The sequence below is a fragment of the Shewanella sp. Choline-02u-19 genome, from assembly GCF_002836205.1.
In the GTDB taxonomy this organism is placed as follows: Bacteria; Pseudomonadota; Gammaproteobacteria; order Enterobacterales; family Shewanellaceae; genus Shewanella.
Genome location: NZ_PJBE01000013.1, coordinates 3,113,598 through 3,131,507, shown reverse-complemented (window position 1 = coordinate 3,131,507; position 17,910 = coordinate 3,113,598). Strand labels below are relative to the sequence as shown.

Annotated in this window: 17 protein-coding genes; 9 read left to right on the top strand and 8 right to left on the bottom strand. The window is 43.1% G+C overall.

The features are described 5' to 3' along the window. Positions 1-150: 150 nt before the first annotated feature. Positions 151-1,320, bottom strand: coding sequence for an MFS transporter (locus CXF83_RS20375; RefSeq protein WP_232775165.1), 1,170 nt, complete (start codon positions 1,318-1,320; stop codon positions 151-153). A gap of 367 nt (positions 1,321-1,687) precedes the next feature. Next, a complete protein-coding gene (locus CXF83_RS20370) occupies positions 1,688-2,725 on the bottom strand; it encodes a class I SAM-dependent rRNA methyltransferase (protein WP_232775164.1) in 1,038 nt (345 codons plus the stop codon). 180 nt (positions 2,726-2,905) lie between these two features. Between CXF83_RS20370 and CXF83_RS20365 the strand changes: the two genes are divergently transcribed. Next, entirely contained in the window at positions 2,906-3,499 is a 594-nt protein-coding gene (locus CXF83_RS20365) for an esterase/lipase family protein (RefSeq protein ID WP_101093530.1), read from the top strand. Here CXF83_RS20365 and CXF83_RS20360 read toward each other — a convergent pair. Together CXF83_RS20360 and CXF83_RS20355 are read right to left on the bottom strand one after the other, a co-directional pair. Further along, a complete protein-coding gene (locus CXF83_RS20360; RefSeq protein ID WP_101093531.1) occupies positions 3,496-4,155 on the bottom strand; it encodes a GAF domain-containing protein in 660 nt (219 codons plus the stop codon). The genes CXF83_RS20365 and CXF83_RS20360 overlap by 4 nt on opposite strands. A 152-nt stretch (positions 4,156-4,307) precedes the next feature. Beyond that, positions 4,308-5,258 (bottom strand): helix-turn-helix domain-containing protein, encoded by a 951-nt coding sequence (locus CXF83_RS20355; protein ID WP_101093532.1) that lies wholly within the window; start codon positions 5,256-5,258, stop codon positions 4,308-4,310. Positions 5,259-5,461: 203 nt separating this feature from the next. Between CXF83_RS20355 and CXF83_RS20350 the strand changes: the two genes are divergently transcribed. Further along, positions 5,462-6,343, top strand: coding sequence for a hypothetical protein (locus CXF83_RS20350; RefSeq protein ID WP_101093533.1), 882 nt, complete (start codon positions 5,462-5,464; stop codon positions 6,341-6,343). 67 nt (positions 6,344-6,410) lie between these two features. Here CXF83_RS20350 and CXF83_RS20345 read toward each other — a convergent pair whose 3' ends face one another. After that, positions 6,411-7,757, bottom strand: coding sequence for a sensor histidine kinase (locus CXF83_RS20345; RefSeq protein WP_232775163.1), 1,347 nt, complete (start codon positions 7,755-7,757; stop codon positions 6,411-6,413). Continuing rightward, on the bottom strand, positions 7,751-8,440 hold the full coding sequence (locus tag CXF83_RS20340) for a response regulator transcription factor (protein WP_101093534.1): 690 nt from the start codon (positions 8,438-8,440) through the stop codon (positions 7,751-7,753). Before CXF83_RS20340 ends, CXF83_RS20345 begins: the two co-directional genes overlap by 7 nt. A 129-nt stretch (positions 8,441-8,569) precedes the next feature. Here CXF83_RS20340 and CXF83_RS20335 point away from each other — a divergent pair, with 129 nt between their 5' ends. The 5 genes from CXF83_RS20335 to CXF83_RS20315 all read left to right on the top strand — a co-directional run bounded on the left by CXF83_RS20335 (position 8,570) and on the right by CXF83_RS20315 (position 14,693). After that, complete coding sequence (locus tag CXF83_RS20335; RefSeq protein WP_101093535.1) at positions 8,570-9,622, top strand: glycosyltransferase family 2 protein; 1,053 nt, start codon at positions 8,570-8,572, stop codon at positions 9,620-9,622. Beyond that, a complete protein-coding gene (locus CXF83_RS20330) occupies positions 9,622-11,031 on the top strand; it encodes an ArnT family glycosyltransferase (RefSeq protein WP_101093536.1) in 1,410 nt (469 codons plus the stop codon). Before CXF83_RS20335 ends, CXF83_RS20330 begins: the two co-directional genes overlap by 1 nt. Next, positions 11,013-11,453, top strand: coding sequence for a GtrA family protein (locus tag CXF83_RS20325; RefSeq protein ID WP_101093537.1), 441 nt, complete (start codon positions 11,013-11,015; stop codon positions 11,451-11,453). Before CXF83_RS20330 ends, CXF83_RS20325 begins: the two co-directional genes overlap by 19 nt. A gap of 114 nt (positions 11,454-11,567) precedes the next feature. Then, on the top strand, positions 11,568-13,091 hold the full coding sequence (locus tag CXF83_RS20320; RefSeq protein WP_101093538.1) for an FG-GAP repeat domain-containing protein: 1,524 nt from the start codon (positions 11,568-11,570) through the stop codon (positions 13,089-13,091). A gap of 237 nt (positions 13,092-13,328) precedes the next feature. Then, positions 13,329-14,693, top strand: coding sequence for a DUF4397 domain-containing protein (locus CXF83_RS20315; protein WP_101093539.1), 1,365 nt, complete (start codon positions 13,329-13,331; stop codon positions 14,691-14,693). A gap of 54 nt (positions 14,694-14,747) precedes the next feature. Here the strand turns inward: CXF83_RS20315 and CXF83_RS20310 are convergent, their stop codons facing one another. Both CXF83_RS20310 and CXF83_RS20305 read right to left on the bottom strand, forming a co-directional pair. Further along, positions 14,748-15,185, bottom strand: a complete 438-nt coding sequence (locus tag CXF83_RS20310) for a hypothetical protein (RefSeq protein WP_145991695.1) — start codon at positions 15,183-15,185, stop codon at positions 14,748-14,750. Between the two features lie 230 nt (positions 15,186-15,415). Beyond that, the gene (locus CXF83_RS20305; protein WP_101093541.1) at positions 15,416-15,652 is read right to left on the bottom strand and encodes a transposase; all 237 of its coding nucleotides are present in this window, start codon (positions 15,650-15,652) and stop codon (positions 15,416-15,418) included. A gap of 488 nt (positions 15,653-16,140) precedes the next feature. Here CXF83_RS20305 and CXF83_RS20300 point away from each other — a divergent pair, with 488 nt between their 5' ends. Further along, positions 16,141-16,809, top strand: coding sequence for an OmpA family protein (locus tag CXF83_RS20300; RefSeq protein ID WP_180961057.1), 669 nt, complete (start codon positions 16,141-16,143; stop codon positions 16,807-16,809). Between the two features lie 229 nt (positions 16,810-17,038). Then, positions 17,039-17,827 (top strand): molybdate ABC transporter substrate-binding protein, encoded by a 789-nt coding sequence (locus CXF83_RS20295; RefSeq protein WP_232775162.1) that lies wholly within the window; start codon positions 17,039-17,041, stop codon positions 17,825-17,827. The last annotated feature ends 83 nt before the right edge of the window (positions 17,828-17,910 follow it).

Below are 17,910 nucleotides of genomic sequence, written 5' to 3'. Positions count from 1 at the left end.
TTAAAATATTTTGATTATTAATCAGTTGGCTACATCGTGCTTGAGTTGAGTCTTACGTTATTACTTAATGCAATTGGTATTGGTGTTCTGCCGCGGCATGTGGGGGCAAGGGATGTAGCGCATGTATTTTAATGCGCTACACGTTGGGGGTTAACCAATGGCTGGCGTGTGACCGCTGTGGGTTCTTTGTAAGTTTTTTAACAGCATATAGATTGACGTTGTTGCTAACACAAAGCCTAAATACAGTATTAAAGAGTGGGCTGAACGGCTACTGTGCTCGGCGACGATAGGACCGAATACTGATCCAACACTATAACTGAGTAGCATTAACTCGGTTGCAGCGACAATTTTTTCAACCTCTAAAGCATCGCAAGCTAGCGTGATTGCAATGGGGTAAAGCGCAAAGCAACTGGCACCTAAAACAAAGTAACTGATGCTGACTAGTGCAATCGAATTCCCCTCTAACACACCGACAATGCCTGCCGTTCCCAGTAAACAAAACTGTGCCATTAACAGGCTTTTACTGACTCTGATGGATAGATAACTCACCAGAGGTTGAATAAGCATGCCGCCCAGAATGATCAGCGCCATTAAAAATGCGGTTTTTTCAGTACTGCCAAGTTGGGTATTGATGTAGGTCGGCATCAAGCCATAAATAGGCCCAAGTAGCATACCTGAGACCAAGCAACCAATAATGGCTGGTGTGCTGATCTTTCTTGCTTGTCGAAGGCTAATTTTTTGGTGTTCAATAACTGCTGGCTGACCTATTTTAATCAATAATGGTGGCAAAATAGCAATGAACAATAAACCGATAACACATATAAAAGGCGTTAATCCGCTGATACCAACAGGCCCGATGGCAAGTTGCCCTAATGCGCTACCGCCATAAAGGGATGTCATATATAAGCCTAAGCGCTTCGCTCTTTGTTTAGCGCTATCAGCCATCAACAACCAAGACTCTACGACCACGAAGACACCAGCCACCGCAATACCAGCGATAAAACGTGCTGCTAGCCAAACCCAAGCGGTTGGAAAAATTAGCATGAGTACTATGGTGAGAATTAGCAGTGAAAGAAACATCACTAATGCGATACGGTGACTTGTTCTGCTAATGACTGACTGAATACAGGTGGTGCCGACTAAGATCCCTAAATAGAAAATACTTGCAAGCCAAGCAATGAGTGATGTGTCTATTTCGAACGACGTTAAAGACAAAGGGATAAGGCTCATGAGAAAGCCTGATGCAATAGCGAAAAAAGCCAGACCTGTCACCGGAGTGAACGTGCTATTTTCTGATGTTTTAAAGGCAGATTTATCCACCTTGTACTCCTTAAAGTTATGCTTTTGCATGTTTGAATGCAAATTTTAGGCAGCGGATTTTATGCCTTTTCTGGGCAAAGTAAAGTTTATTTTTTAAACGCTGAAACAAGGCAGGTTATTGATTGGAGTTTTAACTAGTATCTAATTGTATTTAAATAATATTAAACTCAATTTACTCTAAGGTTCGTGATGAGGTTGGTCGTTATTTTATATGAGATTTTTGGGTGGTTTTAAAAGCAGAAACTCGTTGTGTGACTAGCCAAGTAAGCTTTTTCTTTACAGCGGTTAGAGGCTAGATTGTATTGTAATAGTAAAAATGACGAGTTTAATGTCGTCACTTTTACTGTATTCAGCATGTTTCTGTTGACTAGCTTAAGGTTAACGCAACCATTTTTAAGGGATGATTACCATCAAAAGAAGGGAAGTCTTCATGGCAATCGAGCCATGCATGGTGGGTCACCTGACGCCCTTGTTTTTCAACGCAGCGCACTAAACTGTCAAACCAAGCTTGGCGGTCAACTTTAGCGACATTGTTACAGCACACTATGGTGCCACCGGGCTTAGTGGTTAGCATTGCCGGCTTAAACAAGCTCTGGTAATCATTAATGAGATCGACAATGCCAAAGGCGCTTTTGGCGTATCTTGGTGGGTCTAAAAAGACCAAATCAAATTGAGTGGCTGCCAGTTTGGGATAGGCGGGTAGTTTTTGATTCCTGCGTCCGCCGACTTTCAAACCTGCCAGCTGTCTTAAGGCAGGGAATGCATCACTTTGAATAAACTCACAGACATTTTCAACGTGGTTGAGTTGCGCATTTCTTTTGCCCGCAGCCAATGCGAATGAGGAAAAATCGATATTAACAACCCGTGTTGCGCCGCCAACGGCGGCAGCGGTGCCAATACCGCAAGTATAAGAAAATAGATTGAGTACCGTACGATCCTGACTGTGTGATTTTACATATTCACGGCCAATGCGCATGTCCAAAAACAGCAGTGGATCTTGGCCTTCATGGCGCAATTTACTGCTGAACAACATACCATTTTCCTGCATTTGCTGTTCACTTGTCGCGAAAACTTCATTGTCATCACTTAAGCTATTCAGTACGCGGGAATTCTTGTTGGAGCGGTCATTATAAATGACCGGTAACATTGACTCTTGGGTCAGCTGAACTGTTATTTGGCTAAGCTCATCTTCAGTCAATGCTTGGTGAAAACTTTGGATCAGCCATGCATTGCCATAGCGATCAATATTGAGGCCATTGATGCCCTCTACCGTACCGTGAAATATTCGATAGCAATCGGTTTCGTTTTGCTTTGCATTCGCTAAAAATTGAGTTCGTTTGCTAATGGCAACACTCAAAGCTTGTGATACTGACTGGGGTGTAGGGTTCGATGGACTTATCGACATAAATACAGGGCTCATTTGAAATAAAGGCAGATGGGACGCCGCTAATAATAGCAAAGTTAGCGCAATAAATATCGTTACCGAAAGCCGAGTGGTGTTTTAGTGGCTTTATTAAGTGTGAGTGGTATTTGTTAATATGGATTGCTACGCTTGAGGCGTGAGACCTGACCAACAGAGGTGTTGATGAAAATTGTGTTAGTACATGGCATTTTTAATACCGGGTATGTGATGCGCTGGATGCAGCAACAATTTACGCTTGCAGGCCATGAGTGCTTTTCACCCACGATTGCTCCGTTTGATGGACGTTTGGGTATTGAGCACGCTGCAGCCAACTTAAAGCGGCAGATTGAGCAAGAGTTTGGCCTTGCGGAAGAGATTGTTGTCATCGGTTTTAGTATGGGCGGCATCGTGGCACGTTATTATTTACAGCTTTTGGGGGGAGCTGCAAGGGTAAGGCAGTTTTTTAGCTTATCGGTGCCTCATGCGGGCAGTATCTGGGCCTATTTGCCATACCCATCAAAGGGCGTTAAACAATTACGCCCTAAAAGCGAGCTGTTAAATGAGCTGCGCGCAACAGAACATATCCTTGAAAATGTTGAACTTTACTCTTACAGAACCCCTATCGATTTTACTATTGTGCCTAATTCGAGCTCCATATGGCCAGCGGCTGAGAATAAGTCATTTTGGATAGTACTGCATTTGACGGTGATATTTAGCCACAAAATTGTGGCAGAGATAAACCGCAATCTCGCATCGCAAGGGGCTGATAGGGATTAAAGCGAGTGTTGCTGATTGAGAGTTGCGACGGCATCGTTACTTAAGCTGTCTACTTTATCGGTTTTCAGATCCTTGTAGGTTCGTTCAAATGCATCCAGTCGCGCTTGTTTTTGCAGTTGATCAAATTCAAACGATTTTTTATGTAATTGTTGGATTAGCCGTTGATTATCTTGAACTAATTGTGCCTGTTGATAGACACGTTTGAGGTCAGTTTCAACGACTAATTTAAATCGAGTCAGCAATTGTTTGGTGGGGTTATCGAACTGCATCGGTTGCGAGTCAAGCATACAGATGGTGCCAAAGACATCACCATTGGGCCAACTCAGTGGTAATCCTAGATAGGCTATCATCCCCAGTTTTATATCGGGATTATTCGACCAATGAGGGTCTTGGCTGGCATCGTTAACCGTGAGCAGTTTCTTTCCGGTGATCACTGATTCACAATATAATCCCATGCCCAAGCGTTCGCGTTCTTTAGCTCTGTATGGGTTGTGGGGAGTATTGCTGCTAATAAAAACTTCAATCTCTTTAGGGTAGGTTCGCATGATGAGAGTTGCAGGAATTTGAGATATTTCAGATATTAAGTTAACCATCTCTTGCCAGCTTTGGCTTATGTCTTGGTGGATGTCGATATTCTGAGTGTCGAGAGTAACCATATCTATCTTCCTTTTTAAAGCCTCACTTGCTAACAGTAAGGCAATTTCATGCAGTCCTCATACTATTTAAGTTGGTTTCTACCTAAAATCAACTTGGTAAACTAAAAAGATGAACTAAAAAAATGAAAAATGAGGTTTCAGGAAAATAATCATTATTTGCTGTTTCGAATAAGGTTGATAAACAAAGGGCTGGCGATTAATACCTGACGTTGAAGTTCAAATGAGACATAGCTGCGGCGTTTGCCTTGGTATTTAGCACCTTGCAAACGTTCGCTTAATATCTCACCTGTATTAACGACAACACCGCCGAGAAAATCCATTAGTTTGATGCCTATATCAGACCGCGCTTTGTAGCCAAACGAAGTGTTTACTGGGTTCTCGACTAAGGTAAAGAGCAGTTGCGCGACGAAGTCCTCGGACACATGGGCACCGCCTAAATAGGTGCTTAACATGTATAGGCAACCAGGTTGCTCTGCAGCAATTAAATGTGCCGGAGTTAGCTCATTGTCATTAAGCTTGCCGTGCAGTAATTGCTCAAATGTTTCTTCGGTAACTTTAACCATAAATATATGGCCGGCGAGCAAGCCGTTGACTTGGTAAAACGACACTTCCGTTGAATCTACCGCCGCTAATGACTTGATAAAGGACTGACTCCATTTTTCCCGTCCACGGCTAAGGTTGGTGTGATAATTGGCTATCCAGCTATACATTTGCGGTGCTTCATCAGCCTGTTTGCAGAGTTTGTCGAAGCTAACATTGTCTGCAGATATATAGGGGTGAGCCCCCATAACATGGTTGTAGTTTAACTGTTGCTCCATCATTTTATTGAATGCATCAAGTGACGGCAGTTGTTTTAATTCAAAGCTGGGATCGCATAAAAGCGTGTGTGGTTTATCACCAAAATACTCCATTAGCGCGACTTGCCTGCGCAGGTTCGGGCTGACTTTGCCACGTTCCCAGCGACTAATGGCTAGTGAGTCGACGTCTGCAAACAGGTCATTGTTGCTAATCAGTGCTGATGCTAATGCTTCTTGAGATAACTGTGCTTGAGCACGTCGCTGAGAGATGTAATCAGCAATCCCGGCAAAATTATCTGACTTCATAACGTTTCCCCATATTCTTAATTAAATCGTAGCAGCGATATCCACCTAGGCATCGGATTATTATTTTTTCGTCGCCATGCCCTAATACTGCAACTGCATTGTTGGTTTAATAGTGACCAATGCATTACCGCGTAACCTTAAGTTAGCAGTTATTACTGATTAGGGTTAATTGCAACATACATGTTCATTTGAGGAAATACACTATGCCTAGCAATATCATATCTACCGATTTAGCTTCTTTAAATGCAGACCCTAGCAATACTCGAACGGTAAATAAGTTTGCTAAAGTGGCGCTGACGACCTTGTGTCTAATGGCACTAACCGCTTGTGCAAGCGGTGATGGTATGGGTGAAGATGGTCGCGATAGTAACCGCGGTATGAAAACCGGTGCCGCAGGTGGTGCCATTCTAGGCTTGGCGATGGGCGCAGTAGCGGGTGATGCAGGCATGGCCTTAAAAGGTGCAGCTATCGGCGCTGCAGCGGGTGGTGTGGCGGGAGCGGGCGCTGATTATGCCAATGATAGAGAAGATTACCGTAATGAAAATGCAACTAAGAGCATTAACATTAACGGTTTGCCTGGAACTCAAGTTGGAGTGGCTAGTCAGGCCCCGGCAACACCACAAAATTGGGACCGTTTAGATACTTTTAGCGGCCAATGGCAAGTTAATATCTGGGCCTTAGATAGCCAAGGAAAAAGAGTTGAAGCCACGGGGGTTGCACAAGGGGGGTTAAGTAAAACAACCGCCGCTACCTTGTCAGTTGAAAATCTGGCGGTATCTGGCGTTAAGCAAGATTTAACCGGGCAAGTTGAACTGTCTTACTCGCCTGAGCTGGGTTATCAACTACAAACTGACTTTAACGGTAATAAGAAGCTGAATTTTTCGGGTGAGTATCAACCACAGTTGCAACGTTATAACTACTATCCTGTTGGTGTGAATGGGCAAACTTACTCAGGTAATGAACGTAGTCAGATGCGTATTGAACTGAGATTTGCGGGTAAAGATGTATTTTTAGTCGACAGCTACGCAGTGGTGGATGGGCAAGAGGTACAAATACAGTCTTACCGTTTCACCCGTCAAGGATAATTTTCAATACCGATTTAAGCTATAGCGCTAATGGGAGTGAGTTAGCGCTATAGCTTAACACTGAGCATTACAATGTTAATTGTGGAAAGGTTAATTGTGCGCTGCAGCCTGTGGGTTGCATATTGGATAAGTTGAACTGCCAGTGGTAGCGTTGACACAGGCTATCGACAATCAACAAGCCAAGTCCATGACCATGTTCATTTTCTTGTTCTGATTCGGTAAGCCCGCGACCTTTGTCGGTGATGACTATCTCATGACGATTGATTGATATTGTGATCTCTCCAGAGTTACTTGCATTAATGGCATTGCTGATGACATTAGTCAGTAGCATGCGCAGTACTGCGGGGGCCGGTTTTATGACTGGAGCTTGCTCAAAGTTAATGCTGATATTAATACTTTTACTATTAGCCAGCCCTTGTAGCGGTTGAATTATTTGTTGCACTTCGGCTAAAGATAGAGATCTTGGCGGATTGCTTCCGGTTGCTCTTTCTTGTTTAACTAAATTTAGTAGGGCATCAATAGTGTGCTGCATATCAAGGGCTGCACGTTGGATACGGCCTCGTTGACGTGCTTGAAACTCGAGAGCGTTGTTTTGCTCTTGCAGTTTTGCAGCGCCGCTGATCACGGTCAATGGCGTTCTCAGTTCATGGCTGGCATAACGAGCAAAGGCTTGCTCCTGCTTCATCATCATCTCATTTTGTTGTCGATAATGGTTCAGGCTATCGGCAAGCTCACGAAATTCAGCCGCCGATTGGTCTGAAACACTAAAGGTTTTGTTGGACTCTGTTGATTTTAATTGCCGACTTAACTGCTCTACGGGCTTAACGAGGCGGCGGCTCAGCTTATGGATAGCAAAGCCAAACAAGCCAAAGAGTACGCCGATAAAACAAAGCACAAACAGATTAATAGCGGTCCATTCAGTGTCACTCAATTCAACATTTTCGGTTGGCATAATCAGAAACAAAGATTTCAGTTGGCCATCGAGTAAAAATTCTCCTCTATAGAGAAAAATCTCTTCTCGGCTATGTGCTCCCTCTGCGCTTAAAGGCGACAACGCGACTAACTCATGCAAAAATCCAACCTGATTATTGTTATAGATCTCACCATTAAATCCGATAGGAAAATCGCCTAACTCACCATATTTCTCTGGAATTAATTCTAGAGAGTAAAAAGCTTGCACGTGCATACCGATATCTAAGGGTTGTTTGGCCCCTTGCTGGAATAAGCTAATGGCGTAGGGGGCACTCGTTTCAAGTTCGTGTTGATTAACTTCATCTTCAATCCATTGCATCAGTCCAAGCATCGATAGGTAAATTGTGAGACCGATCATTATTGCAATAGCACTGAAATACCACATCAACTTATGCGGTAGGCTTGAGGCTGAAGAGACCTTATTAAGCAGCTTGTTTAGCAAAGTTCCTCTCCAAGCTGCAGTCTAAAGCCTATTTTTGGTACTGTGGCTAGCATGGGCTGTTTAAAAGGTTTGTCGAGTTGATTACGCAGTTGGTACATATGGCTGCGTAAAATATCATTGCTGGGTGGCGATTGTCCCCAGATCTCTTCAATTATCATCTCTCGCTTAACCACATTTGGCGCATGTTTCATCAGCAGTAACAATATTTGATAGGTGGTTGGTGTGAGTGCTAACCGCATCTGTTGACGATAAGCTTGGTGCTTAGCAATATTAAGTTCGACATCGCCGAATGTGAGACTGCCTTGTGCTACTTGGCCACGGTGACGTTTTATTAGTGCTTTGACACGGGCATCGACCACGTCGAGATCGAAAGGTTTACCAAGATAGTCATCGGCACCACAGTCAAAACCACTCAGTAGATCCGCTTTGTTATCCAGTGCCGTTAACATCAGAATGGGGGTGGTACAACCAAGCGACCGCAATGCCTTACATAGGCTTAGGCCATCGAGTTTAGGCAGCATTAAATCTAATAAGATGGCATCAAAGTCAAATGCTTGCGCGAGTGACAAGCCTAGCTCGCCATTATCTGCGAAATCAAGTTCAGCGCCTTGAGCCTCAAAGTAGTCTCCAAGAATGCCCGCAACGTCTATGTTGTCTTCAATAATGAGTAGTTTTAGTGTCATCGTTAAGCGATTAATCAGTCAGTTAGTTGTACCCACTTTAGCACTATTTTTGTCGAAAAAATGTCAATGACATTTTCTTCACCTCAATAGCTGCATGCTACTGGGAAAATATATCGAGTAGGATGTTTCATGCCATATTCCCATGCGAACCCAAGTGCTCACAACGCTGAAATATGTTTGTCAGTCATTGTGCCACTGTTTAATGAATCACAAATGATAGCGCCATTAATTTCGCGGCTAACGGCGGTATTATCTGAGCTTGATGAAAGCTCTGAAATTGTTTTTGTTGATGACGGTAGTAGTGATGACTCTTGGCTGCAGGTCAGCCAATTACCTTTGGCCGACAATGAATATCAATGCATCAAATTGAGCCGTAATTTTGGTAAAGAGGCTGCAATGTCGGCGGGTATTGAGCATGCCAGAGGCTTGGCGGTCATTATGCTTGATGCCGACTTACAAGATCCTCCAGAGCAAATCCCATTAATGCTGGCGCAGTGGCGTGCCGGATACGAAATCGTCAATATGAAACGACGAAAGCGCCTAGGTGAAACCTGGTTTAAGCGTTTTTCTGCGGCTTGCTTTTATCGATTGATGAATTGGCTTTCTGATTCGCCGGTGCCGGAAAATGTCGGTGACTTTCGTTTAATGAGCCGTCAGGTTGTCGACAGTATTAAAGCATTGCCTGAGCGTAATCGATTTATGAAAGGTTTGTTTAGTTGGCCTGGTTTTTCACAAAAAACCTTGGAGTTTGACCGTGATCCTCGCTTTGTGGGCGAAACGAAATGGAATTACAGCAAGCTATTTGGCTTAGCAATGGATGGCATCACCTCTTTCAGTTTTAAACCGTTGCGTATTGCTACCTGGTGTGGCGTGTTTACTGCTTTTAGTGCCTTTGCTTATGGTGGTTGGGTGGTAACTAAAACGCTTGTATATGGTGACACCGTTGCCGGTTACCCCTCAATGATGGTGGTGCAACTTGGCTTGGCGGGTATTCAGCTGTTGGCATTAGGGTTAATTGGCGAGTATCTAGGGCGAGTATTTGTGGAAGTTAAGCAACGGCCACTTTATTTCATCGAAGAGGTCGCTTATCGGCAGTCAGTTTCACAGCTAAAGCCTAGCCGTCAGCAGCAAGGTGACGAGGTTGCGGTACAAAGCAATATCAGTTACTTGGAGGCTAATTGATGCAAGCTTTGAGTTCTGCGCAAAAAAGCTTGGCTGTGCTGTTGCTGGTGGTATTGACTCGATTATTGCTACTGCCTTGGTATCCGTTAATGGATACCACGGAAGCTCGATATGGTGAAATGGCGCGTTTGATGGTGGAAACCGGTAATTGGATCACGCCGTTATTTGATTACGATGTGCCGTTTTGGGGAAAACCCCCACTGCATACTTGGATGAGTGCAGTGTCTATTTTGGGCTTTGGTGTCTCTGAGTTTGCAGTGCGTTTCCCGCATTGGATTGCTGCCATGCTCACCTTAGGTGTGGTGGCACTTTTTGCTAAAAGGCTACGTTTACCAGTATTGCCAATACTCATTATTTTAGCCTCAACAGTGGTGTTTATTGTTAGCGCGGGTGCTGTGATGACCGACATGGCATTGACCTTAGGTTTGACGATGGCAATGGTGGGGTTTTATCTGTGTTGGCAAGGTGAAGTTCGCTGGGGCTACTTTGGCTTTGTGGGTCTTGCGATTGGCTTACTGGCGAAAGGCCCTGTTGCCTTGGTTATTTTCGGCATTGGCACTGGATTATGGCTACTGTGGCAGTATGGATTGATTCGACCGTGGCTCCTTTTATGGCAGCGGGTTCCCTTGATTAAAGGAACCATATTAATGCTACTGATTGCCCTACCTTGGTATGTTATTGCTGAAAATACCACGCCGGGATTTTTAAGTTATTTCATCGTCGGTGAGCATTGGTCAAGATTTGTTGATAGTGGTTGGCAGGGGGATCTGTACGGCACTGCACACGATCAAACTCGCGGTACCATTTGGCTGTATTTTATTGTCGCGGCCTTGCCTTGGTCTTTGTTTTTACCGCAAGCGCTTTATAAAGTGATTATTGAAGCGCCAAAGAGAAGTGATGAAGATAAAGCGTTACAGGGCGCAGGTTTCGCGAGTTACCTTGTTTGCTGGATGATAGCGCCTATGGTGTTATTTACCTTTGCAGGTAACATATTACCGGCTTATGTGTTGCCTGGGATCCCAGCATTGGCGATATTGATCGCTTTTGCTTGGCGCCATACACAAGTGCCGATGTTGCATCGAATCGCACTGGTTATTACTGCGTTATTGATCATCGCAGTGGGTGTTATTCATTTTGACGCAGGAAAGAATAAAAGTGAACGTTGGTTACTGCAGCAACGACAAGTGGACCTTGCTACTTATTACTGGGGCAAAATACCATTTTCTGCACGCTTTTATACTGCAGGCAAGGCTGAAAAAATCACCTCGTTAACCGATGTAAATCAGAATGGAAATCCATTTTATCTCTTTGTGCAACACTCCAAAGCCGATGATAGTCGTTTTGTAAATTGTGATGAGATTGCCAGCAATAAAGATAGAGGCTTACTGCTTTGTCGTCCCAGCCGATAGGTTTACTGAGTCAGTACTGGCGTAAGTACCAACAAGAAGGGCGCTTCTTGTTGGTCGGTGCTAACGTATTTGTTGCTGATGCGGTGTTATTTTACCTGTTATTTGAAACGTTTGGTTTACCCCTGATATGGGCGAGAGTAGGGGCATTTTCCGTCGCGGTAGTGTTGTCGTGGTTTGCTAACCGTTGTTGGACTTTTAGTGATAGGCAACAAGCGGCTAAAAGTCGGCAATTAATAATGTCTGTTTTAGTCTCGAGCATGGCGGCGGTCGCTAATCTGTCTGTTTTTTATTTGATATCACTGTGGCTTGGTCAATCGCTGTTAGATACCGCATTAGCCTTTAGTGTGGGTGTATTAACAGGTTTAGTACTCAATTGGTTTGGCGCCAACTTTTGGACTTTTAGATCGCTAAATATCGATTAATGCCGTTTATTGAGGGTGATATGTTACAAACTGTTAAATTTGCTTTTACTCTTAGTCTAAAACCGATAGCTTGAATCATTGTACTTTTGTTATCGCTAATGGAGTAAATCAAACATGGAATCGGTTTTAAAAGGCTTGGGTATTGGATTAGTGGTATTAGGGGGCTTTGTCGCTCAGCCTGCTGAAGCCAAGTCAGCGTCTAAATTGACGCTGACAGAAACGACATTGAATGCGCCTTTTAATTTGACGCACCCTATAGTGTCGGCCGATCTGTTACCTGCTGCAGGTAAAGAGTTAGTGGCCTTTGGGATTGATGATTTGAGCCAGCGCTGGATGGCGGTTTATGCGTTAGAAAGCGGTAAGTATAAGCTGGCGACTAAATTCGAATTGCCCCAAGCCCTGCACTCGTTCGATATTACTGAGTATCAAGCAGGTAAACGCCAACAATTGTACTTTTTATCGCAAGATGAACTGCTACTTTTTCAGCCTCAAAAAGACACCGCTAATGCCGAATTAATCTCATTAGCTGATATCAATTCTTTATCCTTTAAATCCCGCCCAGATTATTTAAGTCGAGGCGAATTTATCGCGGATTTAAATGGCGATAAACAAGACGATATTTTGATCCATGATTTTAATCAGGTACATCTATTTATTGCTGATAACGGTGAATTTAAGCAGCAAGTGTTGCCGATTAAACCGCAGTCTAGATTGTTTGAAGATGGCGCCACATATACCCAGTCCAAACTCTATGCTAGCGATATTAACCTTGATGGTTTAGTCGACATTGTCAAAATTGGAGAAGGAGAGTTAGAGCTTTATCGACAAACAAAAGACAAGATGTTTCACCCCATTACAGAGTTTGTGTCAGTACGCCAACCTATAAGTGGCATTGACTGGTGGAATAAGCGTGATGCCTATGGTGAGCAGCTCGACCAAAGTGAGTTGGTGTATCGCAAAGTGGAAGAGCTTAAGGACATCAACAACGACGGCATTACTGATCTGGTGGTGCGCTATACCAAAAGCTCAGGTGTATTTGATAGATCCAACGACTATGAGGTCTATCTCGGTGAAAGCCAAAAGGGCAAGTTGGTGTTCCCGAAGCTGCCTAGCAGTGTTGTTAAAGCAGAGGGCACATTAACGGGGCTACAGTTCGTTGATATTGATAGTGACGATAAAGTCGAAGTGATGGTGGCTGGGTTTGATATCGGCGTATCACAGATTATCGGTGCATTGCTTTCTGGCAGTATCGATCAAGATGTTCATTTGTTTAAAATGGATGAACAAGGACGCTTTGCTGAAGAGTCAAATGTCAGTAAAGAGGTTGAACTCAACTTTAGTTTAAGCTCAGGTCAAAGTGGCAGTCCAGTGGTCAAGTTAGCTGATCTTAATGGCGATGGTTTGAAAGATTTAATGCTATCTGATGACGAAGACACCTTAAGAGTCTATTTCGGTCAAGCTGGTTCACGCTTATTTAGTCGTGATGCAGAAAAGCACGATTTAAAGTTGCCTATTGATGGCGGGATGCTGCAAAGCGACGACCTTAATGGCGACGGTAAAGAGGACATTTTAATCAAATATGGTAAGCAAGATGATAAAGCATTAGCCAACCAATTTAGAGTGTTCTTCGCTAGCTAAATAATTCTTGAGGGGCAGCGAGTTGCTGCTCCTTTACGCTCATTTGGTCTTTTATTATGCCTTCCGTTAACATCTCATCCTTCCGTAAAAGTCATTTATTGTTCAATCTATACAAGTAATAACATTAATTTACAAAGCTATTCAAAGGCTTTCCTTACATTGCAATTGTTGACAGTTCTTGACGTGGATTCTTGGTCATAGGTAATGAGTTTGTCATTAATTAGTTAAGGAAAATAAATGAATTTCACACCTCGGGGTATTACTTGTCTCTTTCTTGCATTGGCTACAGCTGTCGGATGTAGCTCAGATGATGACAGTGATTCAAGCAGTGAAGCTTACATACAGTATTACAATGCGTCACCCAATAGCACGGCAACGGCGCTGGTTTTAGATGGTTATCAATACACAGCGGTGAGCTACGCTGATGCTCAACCTCGTTATGTTTACAATACGGGGAGTTCCGAGATGGAAGTGATTGGCACTGATGAGCTGGGCGATGAGTTATCGCTCTATTCATCGACACTCTCACTTTCAAATGACGATGAACATTTTTTTGTTTTACTCGGTGATTATGGCGCTACTGAATTACTTGATATTCAATATGATCGCAGTGAGATGGATGAATTGAATATGGATGAAAGTGATGACTACAGTAAAATGCAGATGTTAGTGATGCATGCCGCCATGGATGAGCCGACTTATGATGTTTATTTTGGTTTGGATGGCGAGGACTTTAGCGGCGCGAACATGCTTGATTCGCTTAGTTATAAGGATTATTCAAGTGAGTTAATGTTTGATACTGGTGAATATGTACTGTATTTGACTCAGACCGGACAGAGTACGCCAATCTACACTACTGCAACACTGGATTTAACCGCTAATACGGTTTACAAATTTGTTATCCGTAATAGTTTTGGCCCTGGAACACCTAAGCTCACTATTGATGCTGTTGATTCGACGGGTAGCCCAACCCAATATGCCAATATTGATGCCAATGCTGAGTATCGTATTTTTAACGCGTTAAACAGTGTTGATAATATTGATATAGCGATCGCAAGTAATCAGGAGACTCAATATCTTTATGAATTAGGCAAACATAGTTTAAGCGATTTCAAGACCATAGGTTATAACGATTATGGTGTAACGATTACCAATAAAGATTCGAATGAGGTGTTAGCCAATAACTTGTTAGTGACCTTTAATCAAGATGAGAGTAAATCGATACTGGTTTATGAGGACGAGCTAGGAATGACCAAAGGGATGACGCTAACTCATGATCATCGTCCTCGTGCTTTTACCCATAAAATTGATCTAGCGAACTTAGTTTTCGACTATGAAACGTTAACCATCTACTTTGTTAAATCAACCGAAACCATTGAATCTGCTAAGTATAAAATCACTGATTTTGAGTTCACCGAGTTGGAGTCAATCAGCATAGAGTCTGGAGAGTACGAGATTAATGTCGTCTTTGAAGATGAAAATGAAACGCTCACTTTACTCTACCAATCTGAACCCCTGTTTTTTGATAGTGCAGGCAACTACACCATGGTACTGAATAAAGATGACACACAGCCTTTAGGTTACCGACTGATACTATTTTAGTTGAGCTAAGACATTACAGACCGCGGTTTATGGCGCGGCCTAGTATGTTCTACACTACTGTTTCTCTAGGCTTTTGAGAGCGTCGATGTCGACGCCCTTCATGACTTCTTTCTCTAATGCGTGTTGCTGGCTAATATTATTGGCTTTCTTTTGTTCCTGTAAGCGCTGTTGCTCAAGCATTATTCTGGTTTGACGCTGCGCTGCTTCCTGTTCAGTTTCGCATTGTCTAAAGCCATCAGACCATCCTTGACCGTATTGTTTATCACTGTTAAAGCGATTGACGTCTTTTTTGAATTCGTCGAATAAACTCCCCGCCGCTTTATTGCCACTATGACAGCCATCATCAAAGCCATCGGCATAGGGCAGTGGAAAACCTTTTTCGACCATTAAATCATGTTGACTAACACAAGCCGAAAGTGAAAAGACAATGGCGATTGAGCTAAGAGTTATTTTAATTGTTGAACTGATTGAATTTAATGTGTGGGATCCCATGAATACAGCCTTTTTAGTAAGCACTGCTAGTGAGTTTAATGTAACCGCAGCCGTTTGAGTGGATTTTTAATGTTACTTAAAGTTAATTAATCATCGAATGCAGTTGCTTGCAATAGCATAAGTCGCAGAGGTAAAAGTGAAATTAGCGCGCAATTATTATTGTTATTACGATAACACTATCATTTCATTTGGGGCAAAACGATATACCTTTACCTCTGCTAAACAGGGTTTTATTGAGTAATATGGCTCAGCTCTAAGGTTAACTCTTGAATACGGCTGCGTAGTTGCTCAATCTCTGATCTTAAGGTCAATGTGCGGCTTGTTGACGGTTGTTCGCTTTGACGCACAAGTTGATAAACAGCCTTAGTCGACACGCCATATTGCTTTGCTACGTCAGATAACAGCCGGCCATTACTTTTGACTTCATTGATAATACTGAGGTTGATACTGTGGTTTACTGCTGTCATTGGACACCTCTTATGTATACGTTAAATTAATCTAATAAAAATGGTCTTATTCGACATCCCACTGGCTGATGCCAATATGCATAATCATATGCGTGAACTCTTGGTACTTTGTTGCAACTTTCTGGATTAATTTCATGGGTGTTCCTATATCGCTTTATACAACTCAATTTAATACTACTTTATAGGTATGCTCATTTTATGCCAAAACAAACCGCTAGAATAATCACTTGCAGATCAAGTGTTTGTGGTTTTTGGTTGTTGTGTGTCAGGGTGATATAAGTGACGTTGGCTACAAATTAGGGCATACTTGCGCGATTTTGGTGCGCAGACTTAGCAATTGTCAGGATTTTATATCGCGTAAGCTGTACGATTTTAGCGCGCTTGATTTTGTAGCCATTGTCTAATAATTGCCTGCTTATATACTGTTAACAAAATAACTCGATATGTTGTCGTCTTCACTTGGGTGAAGACAGTTAGGAGTAATGTTTATGAGTGTTAAGCACGGCGGAATTATCGCAAGCTGTCTGGTTGCAGCAGTGTTCGTTTCAGGTTGTCAGACAACCAATCCATACAGTAATGAATCCCAAAATGGTAAAGCGACTAATGGTGCATTGATCGGTGCACTTGCTGGTGCGGTCATTGGAGTTGCCTCTTCAAGTAAAAGTGATAGAGGTAAAGGTGCTTTAATTGGCGCTGCATCAGGGGCTGCCCTTGGTGGTGGTATTGGTTATTACATGGATGTACAGGAAGCTGAATTGCGTCAGCAACTGCAGTCATCTGGTGTCAGTGTCACCCGAAGTGGCGATAATATTATTTTGAACATGCCAAACGATGTGACTTTTGGTGTCGATCAAACAGATCTAAGCCAACGGGCGCAGCAAGTGTTAAATAGCGTCGCTTTGGTGGCGTTAGAATATGATGAGACCAAGCTCAATGTGATGGGTCATACCGATAGTTCTGGTGCTGCATCTTATAACTTGAGGCTGTCGCAAGTCAGAGCGAGTGAAGTCGCTAGCTACTTGATGAGCCGTCAGGTTCCATCAGCAAGAGTGGTGTCTCATGGCGTGGGGGAAGAAAGACCTATAGCAGGCAATGGGACTAAAGCGGGCAGAGCAGACAATCGCAGAGTTGAGATAGTACTTAGCCCACTAAGCTAACTAGTGTCTTTATTCAGATAAAAAGCCACCGACTCGGTGGCTTTTTGCTATTCATTAATTGCGACTTTTTGTCTGGTGGCGTTAATTTGTGAGTGATCCATTTCAACAGTTTTAAAGCCCCTTTTGCTGATGGAGCCTTGGCTGTTGTTTTTTGCGAGTAAATGCTTTTTGATCGGCGGCATCGTTATATACACCGATTGTACCTTCAGTACTTACTATGGAAATTATCATGAAAAAATGGATTGTAGCCTCGTTATTAATATTGCCACTAACGGCAACCGCTGCGCCGATAGAGATGCGCGCAGCGGGCAGTTTAAAAAATGCCATGTCAGATATTGTTGCGGCTTATCAGTTAGAGTCGAAGCAGGCTGTTAATACCGATTTTGCACCCTCAGGTCTACTCAGAAAGCGTATTGAAAAGGGTGAGACTGTGGATGTGTTTGCGTCTGCCAATATGAAACATCCACAAACCTTACAAAATGACGCACTGGCAGAAAGTGTGGTGATGTTTGCACAAAACCAAATGTGCGCGTTGACGCAAGCCAGTGTTGAAATTGATGATGACTTATTACAACAGATGCTCAGTAGTGACGTTCGTCTTGGCACGTCGACTCCTAAAGCCGATCCGTCTGGTGATTACGCGTGGAAGGTTTTTGCAAGGGCTGATGCATTAGTTGCTGGGGCGAAAAATAAATTAGAGAACAAAGCATTACAGCTAACGGGCGGTGAAACCAGTGCTAAAGCACCTAGTGGCCGTAATACCTATGGTTGGGTGATGGAAAATAATCGCGCTGACATCTTTTTAACCTATTGCACTAATGCTGTTCTTGCACAAAAAGAGGTGCCTAGCTTGAAAGTGGTACAGCTGCCCAATGAGATAGCGGTGGGAGCAGATTATGGCTTAGTCGTGTTAAAGGCTGCACAACCTGATGCCTGGAAACTAGCAATGTTTGTGTTATCTGAAAAGGGCCAAACAATCTTAGCGGACTATGGTTTTAAAGCGCCACTCAAACGATAAATACAACAAGCTCTGCGTGAAGATTGATGAATACTAAAAGACCGCTTTCTAGCATTAGCTAAAAGGCGGTCTTTAGTTTATTC

Coding starts and splice junctions, on each gene's coding strand:
- CXF83_RS20310 (WP_145991695.1), bottom strand. CDS start 15,185: ATGGGATCCCACACATTAAATTCAATCAGTTCAACAATTAAAATAACT.
- CXF83_RS20330 (WP_101093536.1), top strand. CDS start 9,622: ATGCAAGCTTTGAGTTCTGCGCAAAAAAGCTTGGCTGTGCTGTTGCTG.
- CXF83_RS20305 (WP_101093541.1), bottom strand. CDS start 15,652: ATGACAGCAGTAAACCACAGTATCAACCTCAGTATTATCAATGAAGTC.
- CXF83_RS20355 (WP_101093532.1), bottom strand. CDS start 5,258: ATGAAGTCAGATAATTTTGCCGGGATTGCTGATTACATCTCTCAGCGA.
- CXF83_RS20315 (WP_101093539.1), top strand. CDS start 13,329: ATGAATTTCACACCTCGGGGTATTACTTGTCTCTTTCTTGCATTGGCT.
- CXF83_RS20300 (WP_180961057.1), top strand. CDS start 16,141: ATGAGTGTTAAGCACGGCGGAATTATCGCAAGCTGTCTGGTTGCAGCA.
- CXF83_RS20365 (WP_101093530.1), top strand. CDS start 2,906: ATGAAAATTGTGTTAGTACATGGCATTTTTAATACCGGGTATGTGATG.
- CXF83_RS20340 (WP_101093534.1), bottom strand. CDS start 8,440: ATGACACTAAAACTACTCATTATTGAAGACAACATAGACGTTGCGGGC.
- CXF83_RS20335 (WP_101093535.1), top strand. CDS start 8,570: ATGCCATATTCCCATGCGAACCCAAGTGCTCACAACGCTGAAATATGT.
- CXF83_RS20320 (WP_101093538.1), top strand. CDS start 11,568: ATGGAATCGGTTTTAAAAGGCTTGGGTATTGGATTAGTGGTATTAGGG.
- CXF83_RS20360 (WP_101093531.1), bottom strand. CDS start 4,155: ATGGTTACTCTCGACACTCAGAATATCGACATCCACCAAGACATAAGC.
- CXF83_RS20350 (WP_101093533.1), top strand. CDS start 5,462: ATGCCTAGCAATATCATATCTACCGATTTAGCTTCTTTAAATGCAGAC.
- CXF83_RS20370 (WP_232775164.1), bottom strand. CDS start 2,725: ATGTCGATAAGTCCATCGAACCCTACACCCCAGTCAGTATCACAAGCT.
- CXF83_RS20295 (WP_232775162.1), top strand. CDS start 17,039: ATGAAAAAATGGATTGTAGCCTCGTTATTAATATTGCCACTAACGGCA.